This window comes from Mesorhizobium sp. Root695, assembly GCF_001428185.1.
Classification (GTDB): Bacteria; Pseudomonadota; Alphaproteobacteria; order Rhizobiales; family Rhizobiaceae; genus Mesorhizobium.
In genome coordinates this window covers 1-15900 of record NZ_LMHO01000042.1, presented here as the reverse complement: position 1 = coordinate 15900, position 15900 = coordinate 1, and the positions used below count along the sequence as shown (strand labels likewise).

Below are 15900 nucleotides of genomic sequence, written 5' to 3'. Positions count from 1 at the left end.
AAGTAGGTATGGTGTATCTCAGCCCCTTGCCGACAAACGAACCGAATGATCCCCGTATGACCGAAACCGACCTCGTTCCCGTCTTCGACGGCCACAACGATACGTTGCTCAGACTCTACCAGTCGAAAGACACGGACGTAGAAAAGCTGTTCATCGAGGGGAAATCGGGCGGTCATATCGACCTGCCGCGTGCCAAAGCCGGTGGCTTTGCCGGCGGCATGTTCGCTATCTTCCCGCCGCCGGTCGAGAAATCCAGGCGCAGCGCCGTGCCCCTGGCGCCGAGCGCTGCCGAGCCGCTGCCGCCCGAGGTTCCGCGCAATGATGCGCTGACCTCGACGATCGCGATGGCCTCGATCCTGTTTCGGCTGGAACGGGCCGGAGCGCTCACCCTCTGCCGCAGTGCCGGCGATGTGCGCAACGCCATGGCGCAAGGGTCGATCGCAGCTGTGTTCCACATCGAAGGGGTCGAGGCGATCGACACCGAGCTCACCATGCTCGACGTGCTGCATTCCGCCGGCCTGCGCTCGCTCGGCATCGTCTGGAGCCGGCCGAATGCTTTCGGCCACGGCGTGCCGTTCCGCTTTCCGTCCTCGCCCGACACCGGGCCCGGCCTGACCGATGCGGGCAAGGCGCTGGTCAAGATCTGCAACCAGTTGAAGATCATGATTGACCTCTCGCATCTCAACGAGAAGGGTTTTCGTGATGTCGCCGCGCTCAGCGATGCGCCGCTGGTCGCCACCCATTCCAATGTGCATGCGATTTGCGGCCATTCGCGCAATCTCACCGACTGGCAGCTCGGCGCGATCCGCGAGTCAGGCGGCATGGTCGGGCTGAACTTCGCCACCGGCTTCCTGCGTGAGGACGGGCGCATGAATGCCGACACCAGCCTCGATATCATGGTGCGCCATGTCGATTCGCTGCTGCAGGCTTTGGGTGAAGACGGTGTCGGCCTCGGCTCCGATTTCGACGGCGCCATGATCCCGGCCGTCATCGGCGACGTTGCCGGCCTGCCGAAGCTGATCGATGCCTTGGCGGCGCGTGGCTTTGGCCGCGCGCTGATCGAAAAGATCGCCTATCGCAACTGGCTGGGCATGCTCGAGAAAACGATAGGTTAGAACGGCTTATTGGAAGCCCATGCGTTTCAACCAGTCCTTACCGATACCGCGATCGCGGATGATCGGCAGCGGATCTTCGGAATCGAGCCGCGCGCAGATGCGGTAGACTTCGAGCGTCTCCGAGGTCATCTCGTCGCGCTTGTAGAAGAACATGGCGGCGGCATAGCGCGTGCGGCCCGACCATTTCTCGCCAAGCGGCGTGTTGACCAGCTCCCACTGTTCGGCGGCTTCCTCATCGTCTTGCTGTTTGTCGGCTTCGTCGGTCATGATCAGAAGTCCGCCGGCGGATTGGCCGTGCGGCGGTCGAGCTTGATGAACGGTCGCGCCACCACCTTGGCCCGCTTCATCAGCTTCTGATACTGCAGCTCGCGCATGGCGTAGATCTCAACCCAGAGGTCCTCGACCATTGTATCACCGTATGGCCGCGCCAGTGAGGCGATGGCTATGTTGCGCTTGGCCATCGGCGACCACATGGCGGCGCTGACCAGGCCAACCTCCTGGGCTTTCTTGTGGTAGACGATGGCGTGTTCGGCCGGGACGTTGCCGTCGATCTCCAGCCCGACCAGCACATGGCGTAACTTGCGTTTCGCTCTCGCCTCGAGGATGGCACGGCGGCCGTTGAAATGGCCCTTTTCCAGATCGATCATGAAGCCGAGCCCGATTTCGTCGGGCATGCGCAGGCGGTCGGCGCGGATGGCGTGCTCGGCGGTTGTGAAATCCGCATTGGCAACCATCAGCCCGGCCTCGAGCCGCGCGCGGTTGAGCGCGGTGTAGCCGATGGCGCGGATGCCGCGCAGTTCGCCTGATGTCATCAGCCGGTCCCACAGGCTCAGCGCCTTGTCGGCCGGCACGAACAACTCGTAGCCGAGATCACCGGTGAAGCCGGTGCGCGATATGCTGACGGTGCCGCCGCCATGCGGGAAGTCGGCAAGGTCGAATATTCTCAGCCTCTCGATGCCGGCGAAGCCGGCATCGCGCAGCACGGCGAAGGAGGTCGGGCCTTGCAAGGCGAGCCCGGCGACAGCTTCGGTTTCCTCCTCAACCTTGACATCGAAACCGACGGCGCTGTCGAGCAGCCAGGGCAGATGCCGCTCCTGCGAACACAGCCGGAAGCGGGTCTGCGACAGACGGAACAGTGTGCCGTCATCGAGGACGAAACCCTTGTCGTCGCACCACGCGGTGTAGTGGACGCGGCCGGGCCTGAGCTTGGTGACATCGCGCAAAGTGACGCGATTGAGCAAGGCTTCGGCGTCCGGTCCCTCGATCCGATATTTGGTCATCGGTGAAATGTCGAACAGCGCCGCCTGGCTGCGGATGGCGAAATATTCGAGCTCCTCGTCCCACAGCGAGTGGGGGGCGCGGTAGCCGGCCCAATTGTACCAGTCCTGGGTTTTGGCCAGCGCGTCGATGCGCGGCTGGAACGGTGTGCCCAGACGCAGCGTCTGGAAATGAGATTGGGCGGCGATGCGGGCGGAAACGGTCGCGCCGGCTGCCTTTGCAACAGGTTTCCTTCTGGTTGCCTGGGCCATGGCCTATCCCTTCATCGCGATGATGCGCCGCGCGGCGTTGAGGCCAGGCGCGCCGGAGACGCCACCGCCGGGATGCGAGCCGGCGCCGGCCAGGAACAACCCTTCGACCGGCGTATCGTAGCCTGACCAGCCCGAGACCGGGCGCGAGACCAGCATCTGGTCGGCCTGCAATTCGCCATGATGCCAATGGCCGCCCGGCATGCGATAGCGCGTCTCGATATCGGCTGGCGTCAGGAGCTCGGCGCGGACCACGCTCTTGCCGATGCCAGGCGTGTAAGCTTCGAGCTGCTCCATGATCGCCCTCAGGAATTTCGGCTTGCCGGCATCCCAACCCTCCTTCAGCGCATAGGGAGCGTATTGCACGACCGCGGACAGCACGCAGGCGCCGGCGGGGGCGAGCGATGGATCGGCGAGGCTTGGCAGCGTAACCTCCATCACCGGCTCGGGCGACAACTCTCCATATTTGCAGGGATTGAAGGCGCGCTCGACGTGATCGGGCGAGGGGGCGATGACCAGCCGGCCCTTGTGGCTGGCTGCATCGACACCGGTGAATTGCGGCGGCCGGTCGAGCGCCAGATTGAGCTTGGCGGCATCGCCCTTCATGCGGATGTTTTTCACCTTGCGCATGAAGCCGGTGTCGATCTCGCGCGGTCCGACGAGGTCGAGGAAAGTCGTCGCTGGGTTGATGGCGGAGACGATCGTGTTCGCGCGCAGCACTTCGCCATTGTCGAGCGCGACACCGACGGCGCGGCTTTTCTCGACGATGATTTTTGCTACGGGCGCCGATGTGCGGATTTCAACGCCAGCCTTCTCCGCCGAGGCACGAATGGCGGCGACGACCGCGCCCATGCCGCCTTGCGGCAGGACTTGAGCGCCGGCCGTACCACCGGTCTCGCCCGCCAGCCGATAGTAGAGGCCGAGCAGCGAGGTCGGCGAGCGCGGGCCGAGGTGACTGCCCAGCGTCGCATCGAAGGCGAGCAGGCCTTTCAGCCGATCATCTTCAAGCTGTTCGTCCAGCAAGTCGGCGACATTCATCAACAGCACACGCAGGAAGTCGCGCATGTCTTCCTTGCCGAGCTTCTTCAGCGCCAGTGCGGTCTGGCCGAGGGAAGCGGTCTCCAGCAGCGACATGCCGGCAAGATCGGGCGGCCGGCGAGAGAGGAAGGGCTTCAGGATGCCGGCATAGCGCAGCAGCTGCGCGCGCAGGTCCTTCCAGGCCGATTGCTCGGAGGAACTGGCGCCGGTCAGCACCTCGCCATAGGCTCCATGCAGGACAAGCGGCGGGCTGTCCTTCGACAAAGCCACCGACGGCACGAAGTCGGCGCGAGCAAATTGCAGTCCGTGCCTTTCCAGCTCCAGCGTCTTCACCACATCGGGATGCAGACGGTTCAGCAGATGAGCGACTGAGGAGGCGCGAAAGCCCGGCGCGAATTCTTCGGTGCGCGCGGCGCCGCCGATTTCGCCTCCGGCTTCCAGCACAAGCACCTTGCGACCGGCTTTCGCCAGCGTGGCCGCAGCGACGAGGCCATTGTGGCCGCCGCCAATGACGATTGTTTCAAATGACGTCATGGGCCGGGCTCATGTGGGAGGTCGACTTGGCAAGATCGCGCAGGATTTCCGCCGCGGCGTTGCGGCCGGGCGCACCCATGACGCCGCCGCCAGGGTGAGTCGAGGAGCCGCACATATAGAGGCCGCCTACCGGTGAGCGGTACTGCGCGTAGCCCGGTACCGGCCGGTTGAACAAAAGCTGGTCGAAGGTCAGTTCGCCCTGGAAGATGTTGCCTTCGGTGAGGCCGACCTCGGCCTCGATCTCGCGCGGCGTGCGCACCTCCATATGGACGATGCGGTCGCGGAAGCCAGGCGAGTATTCCGCGATCTGCGCAATCACGCTTTCGGCGAAGCCGTCGCGATCGGCATCGGTCCATTCGCGACCGCCGATCTTGGGCGGTGCGTATTGCACGAAGCAGCTCATGAAATGCTTGCCCGGCGGTGCCATCGTCGGGTCGAGCGTCGTCGGGATGACCATGTCGAGGAAGGGATCGGCCGACCAGCGGCCAGCTTTCCAGTCGTCATAGGCGCGCTCCATGCGCTCCATCGAATCGGTGAAATGCATGTCGCCGCGATAAACCGGCGAATCCTTCGGCAACGCCGGGAATTCCGGCAGCGAATTGAGCGCGATGTTGACCTTGCCGGAGGAGCCTCGGATCTTGAAGTTCCTGACCCGGCGCAGGAAGATGTCGGGCAGTTCCTTCTCCTCGACCAGCTTGAGGAAGGTGCGCTTCACATCTGCGTTGGAGACGACGAGCCTGCCGTAAATCTCCTCGCCACCGACCAGCACCACGCCTTTGGCCTTGCCGCGTTGGATGAGCACATGGTCGACCTCGGCGCCGGTGCGGATGGTTCCGCCCGACGCCTTGAAGGATGCGGCCAGTGCCTTGGTCACCGCGCCCATGCCGCCACGCGCGTAGCCCCAGGCGCCGACCGAGCCGTCGACCTCGCCCATATAGTGGTGCAGAAGAACGTAAGCCGTGCCCGGCGACATCGGCCCGAGCGCGGTGCCGATGATGCCGGACAAAGCGAAGTTCGCCTTGATGACGTCGGTCTCGAAATATTCGTCGAGGAACTCCGAGATCGACATGGTCCAGAAGCGCAGCGTCAGCGCCATTTCCTCAGCCGACAGGCCGGCGAATTTCTTGCCGAGATAGAGCAGCTCGCCGAGGTCGCGGGGCCGCAGGCTGGTCGGGTCGGGTGCGGTGCGCATCAACAACGGCTGGATGAAGCGGCACTGCCGAGTCACGTCGCGGGCGTAGCGGTCATAGGCTTCGGCGTCGCGCTTGGAGAAGCGGGCGAATTCGCGCCGGTGCGCATCGTGATCGCGGTAGTTGGCGAGGTAGTCGCCGTCGCGCGTGAACACCGCGCCGCCCTCGTAGGAGATGACCTGCAGGCCGAAGCGCGGCAGCTCGAGGTCGCGCATGATCTCGGGGCGGAACAGCGAGCAGACATAGGAGCAGTTGGAGTAGAGGAAGCCCGGCGTCAGTTCCCTGCTGGTGGCGGCACCGCCGACCCAGTCGTTCTTCTCGACCACCAGCACGTCAAGACCGGCGCGCTGCAAGTAGCAGGCGTTGACCAGTCCGTTGTGTCCGCCGCCGATGATGATCGCATCCCAAGCTTTCATTTTGGCCCAGTCTTCCCGTACGACCGCTCTTCATTTTTGCGTGATCTGTTCCCGAATGCGGAGAATTTGGCACGGCATCAGTCATTCTGTCCAGCCATACTGAATGAATGTTCAACAAATGGTGTTGCGTTTTCTCATCCTTGAGATACGCTTTGCCGGCATTCTAAGGTGCTTAAATCGGCTGACGGGGACGACATCCGATGATTGAGACGGCAGGTGCCGAGCCGGAGTATGACGATACTGCCATCCGCTTCCTCGAGGCGCTGTGGGGCGACGGCTATCTGTCGCCGGGCGGGCCCGACGAGGTCGACCGGGTGGTCGAAGGACTTTCACTCAAGGGCAAGGTGATACTCGATATCGGTTGCGGCTCCGGCGGCATCACGCTGCATCTGGTCGAGCGCCACGGTGCCGCCCACGCCACCGGCTTCGATGTCGAACAGCCGGTGGTCGAGACGGCGAGGCAGCGAGCCGCTGCGCGAGGGCTCGCGGATCGTGTCAGCTTCATCCAGGCGCCACCGGGATCACTGCCTTTCGCCGATCGCGCCTTCGATGTCGTCTTCTCCAAGGATGCGCTGCTGCACGTGCCGGACAAGGACGCGCTGTTTGCCGAGATTTTTCGCGTGCTCAGGCCGGGGGGCGTCTTTGCCGCCTCCAACTGGATGATCTCGCATGACGGCGAACCATCGCCCGAGATGAAGGCCTATATCGCGGCGGAAGGGTTGTCCTTCGCCATGGCTTCACCGGTGCGCTATGCGCAGGCGATGCGTAGCGCCGGCTTTACCGATGTCGCCGTTAGGGACCGCAATCCCTGGTACCGCGACGTCGCGCGCGGCGAACTGGAAAGGCTGAAGGGGTCACTCTACCCGACGGTCGCGGCCGCAGTCGGCGCGGCATATGTCGACAAGAACATACGAACTTGGGAAGCCATGCAGAAGGTGCTTGACAGTGGCGAACACCGTCCCACTCATCTTCGCGGTCGAAAGCCGGTTGGATAGCCGGCGATGCTGGAGACCATCAGACCCATGAAGACAGCAGTCGTCAAGGAAGCCCTCCTTGAATCGGTGCGGAAAAGCGAGGCCGAGAAGCGTGGACGCAAGGCCTCGAAGGAGGTCAGGCAGCTTCAGCTCATCGAGGCGACGATCGATTCGCTCGCCAAGCGCGGCTATTCGGAAACGACGATGGCCGATGTCGCCGACGGCGCCGGCCTGTCGCGCGGCATCGTCAACTTCCATTTCGAAAGCAAGGAAAAGCTGCTCATCGCGACCTTGCAGCATATGTATGACGAGTACTCGGCGCATTGGCGCAACGCCTTGTATAAGGCAGGCGATGACCCCGCCGATCAGCTTCACGCGCTTGTCTCCGCCGATTTCGACCGGTCGATCTGCAACAAGCGCAAGCTGGCCGCCTGGTGCGCCTTCTGGGGCGAGGCCAAGTCGCGGCCAACCTACCAAGCGCTGAGCAGCGCGCGCGACGCCGTCTATCAAACCATCTTCATCGACCTGTGCGCGACGCTGAAGCTGAGTGGCTCCTATGCCTATGAGCCACAGGTCATGGCGCTGGCGCTCAGTGCGATGCTGGAAGGGCTGTGGCTGCGGTTGATGATGGGGACCGAGGACACCACCCGTGAGACCGCCTTGCAGGCGGCCAATGAATTCCTGTCGGTGGCCTTCCCGAAACACTATCCGTCGAAGGCCGGCGGCGCGACAAAACCATAAGAACACCAGAACGGACAGAGGATGGAACAATGAAGAAACTGACCCGACACCTGACATTGACCCTGGCGCTGACTGGCGCGCTGGCGGCTTCGGCCGCGGCACTTGCGGTCGCCGCCGACAAGGACCTGATCGTGTTCGACTGGTCCGGCTACGAGGACCCCAGCTTCCACCCGAAATATGTCGAGAAGAACGGCGACTCGCCGACCTTCGCCTTCTTTGGCGACGAGGACGAGGCGTTCGAGAAGGTGCGCTCCGGCTTCAAGGCCGATCTCGGCCACCCCTGCTCGCAAAGCGTGGTCAAATGGCGCGAAGCCGGTTTGTTGCAGCCGCTCGACACGTCGAAGATCACGGGCTGGAAAGACCTCAATCCCGGCATCATGGCGATGAAGGATCTTGCCACCACGCCGGATGGCAAGGCGTGGTTCATGCCCTGGGACTGGGGCAACACCCAGCTCACCTATAACACCTCCAAGATCGACCCCAAGGACGTGCAATCGTTGAAGGCTTTTGCCGACCCCAAGTTCAAGGGCAGGGTGTCGATCGGCGACAATGTCGACGATGCCTATGCGCTGGCCAGCCTCGCCATCGGCCTCAAGGACTGGACCAAGATGACCGACGACCAGTTCAAGCAGGCGTCCGACTTCCTGCGCCAGGTGCACAAGAACATCCGCTCCTACTGGACCGACACCACCGATGTCGTGCAACTGCTGAGCGGCGGCGAGGTCGACCTCGCCTGGGCCTGGAATGACGCCACCGTGCAATCGGTCGCCGCCGGCGTGCCGATCATGGCGAAGAAGGACACCGACGAAGGCATCTCGACCTGGGTCTGCGGCTATGTGCTGTTCAAGGACGCGCCCGGCAATATCGACAAGGCCTATGACTACCTGAACGCCGTCAACGATCCCGAGACTGCCAAGGTGCTGGTCAAGGACTGGGGCTATGGCCAGGCCAATGCCAAGGGCATGGCTGGCGTCGACCAGGCGGTGCTGAAGGAAAAGGGCTATGACGACGTGCAGAAATTCGTCGACAAGACGCTGTTCCAGTCGCCGGTGCCGTCCGACCTCAAGCTCAAGATGATTGCCGAGTTTGAGAAGATCAAAGCAGGGTACTGAGTATGATCCCGAAAAGTGGACTCCGGTTTTCGGAAGAGATCATGCTCAAATAAATTTGAGTCCTGTTTCGACTGCCCGCCCGCCGCCTAGATGGCGGTGGACGGGCTCGCCAATCGAGCCGAATTCTCCTAACCTCACCGCAGCTTTTTTCGCGACCCGGGGGAATTCTCAGCCATGAAATCGATGCTACGCCGCCTTACCCTTGCCGCCGCATGCACGATCGGCGCAGGCGCGATCCACGCCTTGGCCGAAGGCGGCGGTGATCTCGTTGTGTTCGATTGGTCGGGCTATGAGGATCCGCTGCTGCATCCCGCCTACACCGCCAAATACGGCGCCGAGCCCACCTTCGCTTTCTTCGGCGACGAGGACGAAGCCTTTGAGAAGATGCGGGCTGGCTTCAAGGCCGACATCGCCCACCCCTGCTCGCAAAGCGTGGTCAAATGGCGCGAGGCCGGCATGCTGCAGCCGCTCGACACCTCCAGGATATCAGGCTGGAAGGACCTCAATCCCGGCATCATGGCGATGAAGGATCTCGCTACTACAGCCGACGGCAAGGCCTGGTTCATGCCGTTCGACTGGGGCAACACATCGCTGCTCTACCGCACCGACAAGGTGACGGCTGAAGAGGCGCAGTCGCTCAGGATCTTCGCCGATCCCAAGTTCAAGGGCCGTGTCACCATCGGCGACAATGTCGATGACGCCTATGCGCTGGCAAGCCTGGTGGTCGGCCTCAAGGACTGGACCAAGATGACCGACGCGCAGTTCCAGGAGGCGTCCGCCTTCCTGCGCGACGTGCACAAGAACATCCGCTTCTACTGGACCGACGACACCGACCTCAACCAGGCTTTTATCGGTAATGAGGTCGATCTCGTCTGGGGCTGGAACGAGACCTTTGTGACGCTCAAGGGGCAAGGTATGCCGATCGCCATGAACCGCGACACCAAGGAAGGCATTTCGACCTGGGTGTGCGGCTACGTGCTGATGAAGGACGCGCCTGATAAGCTCGATGAAGCCTATGAATTCCTGAGTGCCGTCAATGCACCCGGCGTCTCGGACTACATGGTCAAGACCTTCGGCTATGGCCATGGCAATGGCGCCGGCATGGCAGCGATCGACCTGAAGGTGCTGGTCGAGCGCGGCTTCGACAATCTCGACACATTCCTCGACAAGACCCTGTTCCAGCAGCCGGTGGCGCCAGAACTCAAGCAGCGGATGGTGGCCGAGTTCGAGAAGATCAAGGCTGGCTATTGACGGGTGAACCGGAAAAAACCGATGTCGTCATAGTCGGCGCCGGCTTCACCGGCCTGTCGGCAGCGCTTGAGCTGAAGGCAGCCGGCATCGACTTTCTGTTGCTTGAAGCGCGCGACCGCGTCGGCGGGCGGGTGGAGGCCGTTCTGGACGGGCTTGGTGAGCGGCTCGATAGCGGCGGTCAGTTCTTCTGCGAAGACATGCCCGAGGTGATGGTGCTGGCCGAGGCGCGCGCCAAGACCTTCGTTGAGACCTATGTGAATGGCGATTTCATCACCCATCCATCGATGTCGGTCGAACAGGCCGAGCGGACCTATCATGGCGCGATGGCAATCCGCGAGCGCATGAACAGGATCGAGCCGGACGATCCCTCGATAGCAGGGTTGACCGTCAAGGTCTGGCTCGATCGTCAGAAGGACGCAACCGATGCCAAGGCGGCCTTCCGGTCGATGATCGAAGGCCTGTGGTGCCTGGCGCTCGACAAGGTGCCGCTGTGGCACCTGATCGACAATGACCGGCGCATCACCAACGAGGTGCCGGAGCTGCAATACTTCCTGCGCGACACCATGCAGTCGCTGGCCGAGGATCTGGCCGGGGAACTCGTTGGCCGGGTGCGGCTGAACGAACCGGTCACGCACATCGAACATGGACAATATGGTGTTCGCACCGTCTCGCTCAACGGCATTGTCGAAGCACGGGCGGCGTTGATTGCCGTGCCGCCGGCAACGGCCGCGAAACTCGATTTCGCACCTGCCTTGCCGGCGCTGCTTAGGAAAGCACTTGGCGTGTGGGAAAGCGGAGCGGTGATCAAGATCCAGGTGCGCTATGCTAGGCAGTTCTGGCGCGATCGCGACTTGTGCGGCATGGTGATGTGGCTCGATCTGCCTGGCCTGTTTGCCTGCGATGCCAGCAAGGATGTGGACCATGCCGCGCTTGTCGTCTTCGTCGGTGGGCCGCTGGCGCTGCGTTGGCATGCGCTTGACGAAACGGCGCTGCGCGCCGAAGTGACGGCAAGGCTGAAGGACGCCCTTGGCCAGGAGGCGGCGGACGTCCTGGATTTCAGCTATCGGGACTGGACGGATGATCGCTGGAGTGGCGGCGCCTACAGCGACCTCATCGTCGATGTGACGGCTGTCGATGCCGAGTCGACAATCCGGGCCGGCTCACCACCCCTGCATTTCGCCAGTTCGGAACTGTCGCCGTCATTTCCGGGCTATGTCGAAGGCGCCATCGTCGCCGGGCGCATCGCGGCGCGCAAGATGATCGTCGCGCTTCAGATTCTTAGCTGAGCATGATCTCTGCACAAAACGGTTCCCGTTTGTCCGAGAAAACCGGTTTCCACTTTTCGGGATCATGCTCTAGTCGGCCATCGCCACCAAAGCCTCGGGATCGTAGGCGAGGCGGATCGAGGTGCCGACCGGGATGTCGTCGGCGCCGAAATCGTTGGTTTCGGTCACCGACAGCGGTTTTTCCAGCCCCGGTATCTCGACGATCAGATGAGTGATCTCGCCGAAATAGTGGCGTTCGACCACCTTGCCGGCGACCTCGAACTTGGCCGTCGCATTGTCCCACAGCACGCGCAGCCGCTCCGGCCTGATGCCGAGGGTCGCGCCGCCGCCATTGCGGACGAAAGCCTTCGGCTTGTCAGTCTTGATGCGGCCGAAGCCAAGCGTGTCGACGACCAGCGAGGCGCCATCCTCCTCGACGATCTGCGCCTTGACGAAATTCATGCCGCCGAGGAAGTCGGCGACCTGGCGGGTGACCGGCCGCTGGTAGATTTCCTTGGGCGAGGCGACCTGCGCGATCCTGCCGCCGAACATCACGGCGATGCGGTCGGACATGGCGAGCGCTTCATATTGGTCGTGCGTGACCAGCACGAAGGTGATGCCAACAGCCTGTTGCAGACGGCGCAATTCGACCTGCATCTGCTCGCGCAGCTTCTTGTCCAGCGCCGACAGCGGTTCATCGAGGAGCAGCACCTTGGGCCGCATCACCAGCGCGCGGGCGAGCGCCACGCGCTGCCGCTGGCCGCCGGAGAGTTCGGTGGCTAGGCGCTTGCCGAGGCCCGTGAGTGACACCTGCGCCAGCGCCTCCTCGACACGGCGCTTTTCCTCACCGCCCTGCAGCTTCAGCCGCTTCAGTCCATAGGCGACGTTCTGTTCAACATTGAGATGCGGGAAGATCGCATAGCTCTGGAAGACCATGTTGGTCGGCCGGCGATTGGCCGGGATGCCCTCCATCGGCTGACCGCCGACAGAGATCGAGCCGCTGGTCGGATTGTCGAAGCCGGCGATCATGCGCAGCAGCGTGGTCTTGCCGCAGCCGGACGGGCCGAGCAACGAGAAGAACTCGCCTTCCCGGATGGTTAAGGAGGCGTCGTCGAGCGCCTTGAACGCCCCATAGCTGCGGGTGACATTCTTGATCTCGATCATGGATCGGTCGGATTGGGGGCGCAAGATTTGGGGCTGCTCAGGCATAGAGGCCTCCCTCGTTCTGGGTGCGTCCGGCCGCGCGGCGACGCAGGATTTCAGCGACGGTCATCAGCAGGAAGGAGGCGACCAGCAGCAGCGTGCCCAGCGCCAGCACGCCGGGCAGCTTGGCCGCGAAGCGCAATTGGCCCCAGATGTAGATCGGCAGCGTCGCCTCGGTGCCGGTCAGGAAGAAGGCGATGATGAACTCGTCGAGCGAGATGGTGAAGCAGACCAGCAGGCTGGAGATGATGGCCGGCGCCACCATCGGCAACGTCACCCGCCGGAAGGTGCCGAAGGCGCTTTCGCCGAGGTCGGCGGATGCCTCTTCCAGGCTGCGGTCGAAGCCCTCGAAGCCGGAGGTCAGCACCGTCATCGAATAGGGAATGCAGACCAGCACATGGCCGAGCACGACCGTGAACAGCGATAGGCTGAGGCCAAGCTGCAGCATCACCAGCAGCATCGAGATGGCGACGATCACCTCCGGAAGCACCAGCGGCGCCATGATCAGCCCATGGATGGTGCTGCGGCCGGGATAGCGATAGCGGGTGATCGAACGGGCGGCGAGGATGCCGAGCAGGGTGGACAGGACAGCGGCCGAGACGCCGACGATCAGGCTGTTCCAGGCGGCGTCGAGCAAAGCCGGCGTGCGCGGCAGGTCCTGGTACCAATGCAAGGTGAAGCCGGTGAGCGGAAATTTCGGTGTCGCCGCCGTGTTGACCGAGAAGATCGGCAGGAAGATGACGGGCAGATAGAGGAAGACGACGTAGAGAAACGCATAGGCCCTCAGCCAGCCGCCGGACAGGAAGCGTCGCAGCGCGATCATCGCGCCAGCCTCTGCAGGGCACGGATGATCAGCACCGTAGCGCCCGCCATCAGCGTCACGACCAGCATGGTGGTGACGGAAAGTGCGGCACCCAGCGGCCAGTTGGAGGCCTTGCCGAACTGCGCCTGGATGGCGTTGGCGATCATTACGCCATCCTTGCCGCCAACCAGCTTCGGCGTGACATAATCGCCGACGGTCGGGATCATGACGATCAGAGACGCCGAGATGATGCCTGGCGCCGAAAGCGGCAAGGTCACGCGCAGGAACGAGCGCAGCGGGCCGTCGCCGAGATCGGTGGCCGCTTCGACCAGCGTGCGGTCGACCTTTTCCAGCGAGACGAAGATCGGCAGGATGGCGAAGGCCGCCCAGGCATGGGTGAGCGTGATGATGACGGCGCTCGAGTTGTAGAGCAGCGCGGTCGACGGTTCGTCGATGACGCCGAGGCCCATCAGGCCGGAATTGAGCACGCCATTATAGCCGAGGATGACCTTCCATGACATCACGCGCAGCAGGTAGCTGGTCCAGAACGGGATGGTGATGAGGAACAGCCACAGGCTCTTGTGGCGGCCGCCGTGGAAGGAAATGAAATAGGCAATTGGATAGGCCAAAAGGACGGTGAGCAGGCTGACCGTCAGGGAAATGTAGAGCGAACGCCACAGGAGATCGCGGTAGATCGGCTCGGTCAGCGCGACGCGGTAGTTTTCCAGCGTGAAGGTGCGGTCGATGGTGAGATAGTGCTGCGTCCAGAAGGAATGCGCGATGACCACCAGGATCGGCAGAACCAGAAGGATGAGCGCGTAGATGAAGGTCGGGCTGATCAGGGCAAGACCCTGTACGGGTTCGGACTGCAGAAGGGCATTTCGTCTGGCCCGCGTCATGCGCAACGGGGGCGACCCTTCCACGGCCGCCGTCATTGCAGGGCTCCGGGTGTGATCTCGGTTGCTGGCCTGGACTGTCCCGCCATGCGGTATCCCATTGTGCTGGCGCCAGCTGCTTGTTCCCCTTGCCGGCTTTCTTTCATCATGCGCGCATCCTTGGATTGAAATCAAGCGCTAATTCTGTAATATTGATTGAACGGACATTCAAAATGAAGTGAAGAAAGCCGCTGTTTCCGGTGCTTGGCATCGCACTTCATGTCCGATGAAATTTGTGAAGCAATGTGAGGCGATGATGGCTGCGGCAAGAGACCTGAAGGCGACCGAGATGGGCGGCGCGGAGTCCGGCGACGATGCCGTCGAACTGGCCAAGCGCCATCTTATCCAGCCCTGGCCGTTCGCCGGTTCGGTCGGTGCCGAAGCACGCGCGCTGATCGGCGAGGGCGACGGCATCTACATCACCGACAGCACCGGCAAGCGGCTGATCGACGGCCCGGCCGGCATGTGGTGCGTCAATGTCGGCCATCGCCGCGAGGAGCTCGCCAAGGTGATGTACGATCAGGCGATAGCGCTGTCCTACAACACGCCGTGGTACACGATGAACGCGCCGTCGGCCGAACTCGCCAAGCGCATCGCCGGCCATGCGCCGGGCGATCTCAGCCATGTCTTCTACACGACCGGCGGCTCTTCGGCCGTCGAGACGGCGCTGCGCTTCATGCAGTTCTACAACAATGTGCGCGGCCGGCCGGAAAAGAAGCTGATCCTGAGCCGAGGCGGCGCCTATCACGGCTCGACCTACCTGTCGGCCTCGCTCAACGGCCGTCCGCGCGACCGCGACTGGATGGATGGTGCCGACGAGCTGGTCATCAAGCTGTCTTCGCCCGATCCGTTCCGCCGCCCGCGCGGCATGGGCCTTACAGCCTTCACCGATTTCCTCGTCGATCAGTTCCGCGACACGATCGCCCGTGTCGGCGCTGAGCGGATCGGTGCTTTCGTCGGCGAGCCGGTGCAGGCATCCGGTGGCGTCGTCGTGCCGCCCGATGGCTACCTCAAGCGCATCCGCGAGATCTGCCGCGACAACGACATCCTCTATGTCTCCGATGAGGTGGTGACGGCATTCGGTCGGCTTGGCCATGTCTTCGCCTCGGGCGACGTGTTCGGCATCGATCCCGACATGATCACCTTCGCCAAGGGCGTCACCTCAGGCTATTTCCCGCTCGGCGGCGTCATAATTTCGGAGCGGCTGCTGGAAGAGCTACGCCGGTCGAACCATCCCGACGCGATGTTCGGCCATGGCCTGACCTACACCAGCCATCCGATCGGCTGCGCCGTGGCGTTGAAAAACCTCGACCTGCTGGAGGGGGGCGTGCTTGCCCACACGCAGGCGGTCGCGCCCTATTTCCAGGCGCAGCTGAAGACGTTGGAGGAGCTGCCGCTGGTCGGCGAGGTGCGCGGGATGGGGTTGATGGGCTGCGTCGAATGTGTGGCGGACCGCGAAAACAAGAACCCTCTGCAACTCGACAAGGACGTCGGCAAGCGCATCGACGCCCATTGCCACGAACTTGGCCTGCTGGTCCGGCCGCTGATCAATATGTGCGTGATGTCGCCGCCGCTGATCATCACGCGCGAGCAGATCGACGACATGGTCGGCATCCTGCGCGAAGGCATTTCAAGGACGATGGATGATTTGCGGAAAGAAGGGGTGTGGCGGGGATGACAGTCAATCTCCCCCCCTCGTGGGCAGGGCTATCGCATATGAGCGATTGCCTGGATGAGATAGTCGTCATTCCAAGCGCATTTCTTGATGCGGTGGCTGATGGGGACTTTGTCGATGTCG

Annotated in this window: 14 protein-coding genes; 7 read left to right on the top strand and 7 right to left on the bottom strand. The window is 62.9% G+C overall.

The features are described from left to right. The first annotated feature begins 56 nt into the window (after positions 1-56). A complete protein-coding gene (locus tag ASD99_RS25350; RefSeq protein WP_057145413.1) occupies positions 57-1115 on the top strand; it encodes a dipeptidase in 1059 nt (352 codons plus the stop codon). 6 nt (positions 1116-1121) lie between these two features. On the opposite strand, the gene ASD99_RS25345 is transcribed toward ASD99_RS25350, so the two are convergent. The 4 genes from ASD99_RS25345 to ASD99_RS25330 are packed head-to-tail and all read right to left on the bottom strand — an operon-like array spanning position 1122 to position 5819. Next, complete coding sequence (locus tag ASD99_RS25345) at positions 1122-1382, bottom strand: hypothetical protein (RefSeq protein ID WP_056587359.1); 261 nt, start codon at positions 1380-1382, stop codon at positions 1122-1124. 2 nt (positions 1383-1384) lie between these two features. After that, on the bottom strand, positions 1385-2644 hold the full coding sequence (locus tag ASD99_RS25340; protein ID WP_057145282.1) for an aminomethyltransferase family protein: 1260 nt from the start codon (positions 2642-2644) through the stop codon (positions 1385-1387). 3 nt (positions 2645-2647) lie between these two features. Next, complete coding sequence (locus ASD99_RS25335) at positions 2648-4213, bottom strand: phytoene desaturase family protein (RefSeq protein ID WP_056587353.1); 1566 nt, start codon at positions 4211-4213, stop codon at positions 2648-2650. Then, positions 4200-5819 (bottom strand): phytoene desaturase family protein, encoded by a 1620-nt coding sequence (locus tag ASD99_RS25330; protein ID WP_056587350.1) that lies wholly within the window; start codon positions 5817-5819, stop codon positions 4200-4202. Before ASD99_RS25330 ends, ASD99_RS25335 begins: the two co-directional genes overlap by 14 nt. Before the next feature lie 200 nt (positions 5820-6019). Here ASD99_RS25330 and ASD99_RS25325 point away from each other — a divergent pair, with 200 nt between their 5' ends. The 5 genes from ASD99_RS25325 (at position 6020) to ASD99_RS25305 (ending at position 11183) form a co-directional block, all read left to right on the top strand. Continuing rightward, on the top strand, positions 6020-6814 hold the full coding sequence (locus tag ASD99_RS25325; protein ID WP_057145281.1) for a class I SAM-dependent methyltransferase: 795 nt from the start codon (positions 6020-6022) through the stop codon (positions 6812-6814). A gap of 6 nt (positions 6815-6820) precedes the next feature. Beyond that, on the top strand, positions 6821-7534 hold the full coding sequence (gene betI / locus ASD99_RS25320; protein WP_056587344.1) for a transcriptional regulator BetI: 714 nt from the start codon (positions 6821-6823) through the stop codon (positions 7532-7534). Between the two features lie 29 nt (positions 7535-7563). After that, positions 7564-8646: an ABC transporter substrate-binding protein gene (locus tag ASD99_RS25315; RefSeq protein WP_056587341.1), complete on the top strand. Its 1083-nt coding sequence runs from the start codon at positions 7564-7566 to the stop codon at positions 8644-8646. Between the two features lie 174 nt (positions 8647-8820). Next, on the top strand, positions 8821-9897 hold the full coding sequence (locus ASD99_RS25310) for an extracellular solute-binding protein (protein ID WP_057145280.1): 1077 nt from the start codon (positions 8821-8823) through the stop codon (positions 9895-9897). Further along, complete coding sequence (locus tag ASD99_RS25305) at positions 9894-11183, top strand: flavin monoamine oxidase family protein (protein ID WP_057145279.1); 1290 nt, start codon at positions 9894-9896, stop codon at positions 11181-11183. Before ASD99_RS25310 ends, ASD99_RS25305 begins: the two co-directional genes overlap by 4 nt. A 69-nt stretch (positions 11184-11252) precedes the next feature. Here the strand turns inward: ASD99_RS25305 and ASD99_RS25300 are convergent, their stop codons facing one another. The 3 genes from ASD99_RS25300 to ASD99_RS25290 are packed head-to-tail and all read right to left on the bottom strand — an operon-like array spanning position 11253 to position 14102. Further along, positions 11253-12326, bottom strand: a complete 1074-nt coding sequence (locus ASD99_RS25300) for an ABC transporter ATP-binding protein (RefSeq protein WP_056587331.1) — start codon at positions 12324-12326, stop codon at positions 11253-11255. A gap of 37 nt (positions 12327-12363) precedes the next feature. After that, on the bottom strand, positions 12364-13188 hold the full coding sequence (locus ASD99_RS25295; protein ID WP_056587328.1) for an ABC transporter permease: 825 nt from the start codon (positions 13186-13188) through the stop codon (positions 12364-12366). Then, a complete protein-coding gene (locus ASD99_RS25290) occupies positions 13185-14102 on the bottom strand; it encodes an ABC transporter permease (protein ID WP_057145278.1) in 918 nt (305 codons plus the stop codon). The genes ASD99_RS25295 and ASD99_RS25290 overlap by 4 nt, the downstream gene beginning before the upstream one ends. 256 nt (positions 14103-14358) lie before the next feature. Here ASD99_RS25290 and ASD99_RS25285 point away from each other — a divergent pair, with 256 nt between their 5' ends. Continuing rightward, positions 14359-15780 (top strand): aminotransferase, encoded by a 1422-nt coding sequence (locus tag ASD99_RS25285; protein ID WP_057145412.1) that lies wholly within the window; start codon positions 14359-14361, stop codon positions 15778-15780. The last annotated feature ends 120 nt before the right edge of the window (positions 15781-15900 follow it).

Bases quoted from the DNA above. Each gene is read 5' to 3' on its own strand.
- ASD99_RS25335 (WP_056587353.1), bottom strand. From the start codon at position 4,213: ATGACGTCATTTGAAACAATCGTCATTGGCGGCGGCCACAATGGCCTC.
- betI (WP_056587344.1), top strand. From the start codon at position 6,821: ATGCTGGAGACCATCAGACCCATGAAGACAGCAGTCGTCAAGGAAGCC.
- ASD99_RS25295 (WP_056587328.1), bottom strand. From the start codon at position 13,188: ATGATCGCGCTGCGACGCTTCCTGTCCGGCGGCTGGCTGAGGGCCTAT.
- ASD99_RS25325 (WP_057145281.1), top strand. From the start codon at position 6,020: ATGATTGAGACGGCAGGTGCCGAGCCGGAGTATGACGATACTGCCATC.
- ASD99_RS25350 (WP_057145413.1), top strand. From the start codon at position 57: ATGACCGAAACCGACCTCGTTCCCGTCTTCGACGGCCACAACGATACG.
- ASD99_RS25285 (WP_057145412.1), top strand. From the start codon at position 14,359: ATGGCTGCGGCAAGAGACCTGAAGGCGACCGAGATGGGCGGCGCGGAG.
- ASD99_RS25315 (WP_056587341.1), top strand. From the start codon at position 7,564: ATGAAGAAACTGACCCGACACCTGACATTGACCCTGGCGCTGACTGGC.
- ASD99_RS25345 (WP_056587359.1), bottom strand. From the start codon at position 1,382: ATGACCGACGAAGCCGACAAACAGCAAGACGATGAGGAAGCCGCCGAA.
- ASD99_RS25310 (WP_057145280.1), top strand. From the start codon at position 8,821: ATGAAATCGATGCTACGCCGCCTTACCCTTGCCGCCGCATGCACGATC.
- ASD99_RS25300 (WP_056587331.1), bottom strand. From the start codon at position 12,326: ATGATCGAGATCAAGAATGTCACCCGCAGCTATGGGGCGTTCAAGGCG.
- ASD99_RS25290 (WP_057145278.1), bottom strand. From the start codon at position 14,102: ATGACGGCGGCCGTGGAAGGGTCGCCCCCGTTGCGCATGACGCGGGCC.
- ASD99_RS25340 (WP_057145282.1), bottom strand. From the start codon at position 2,644: ATGGCCCAGGCAACCAGAAGGAAACCTGTTGCAAAGGCAGCCGGCGCG.
- ASD99_RS25330 (WP_056587350.1), bottom strand. From the start codon at position 5,819: ATGAAAGCTTGGGATGCGATCATCATCGGCGGCGGACACAACGGACTG.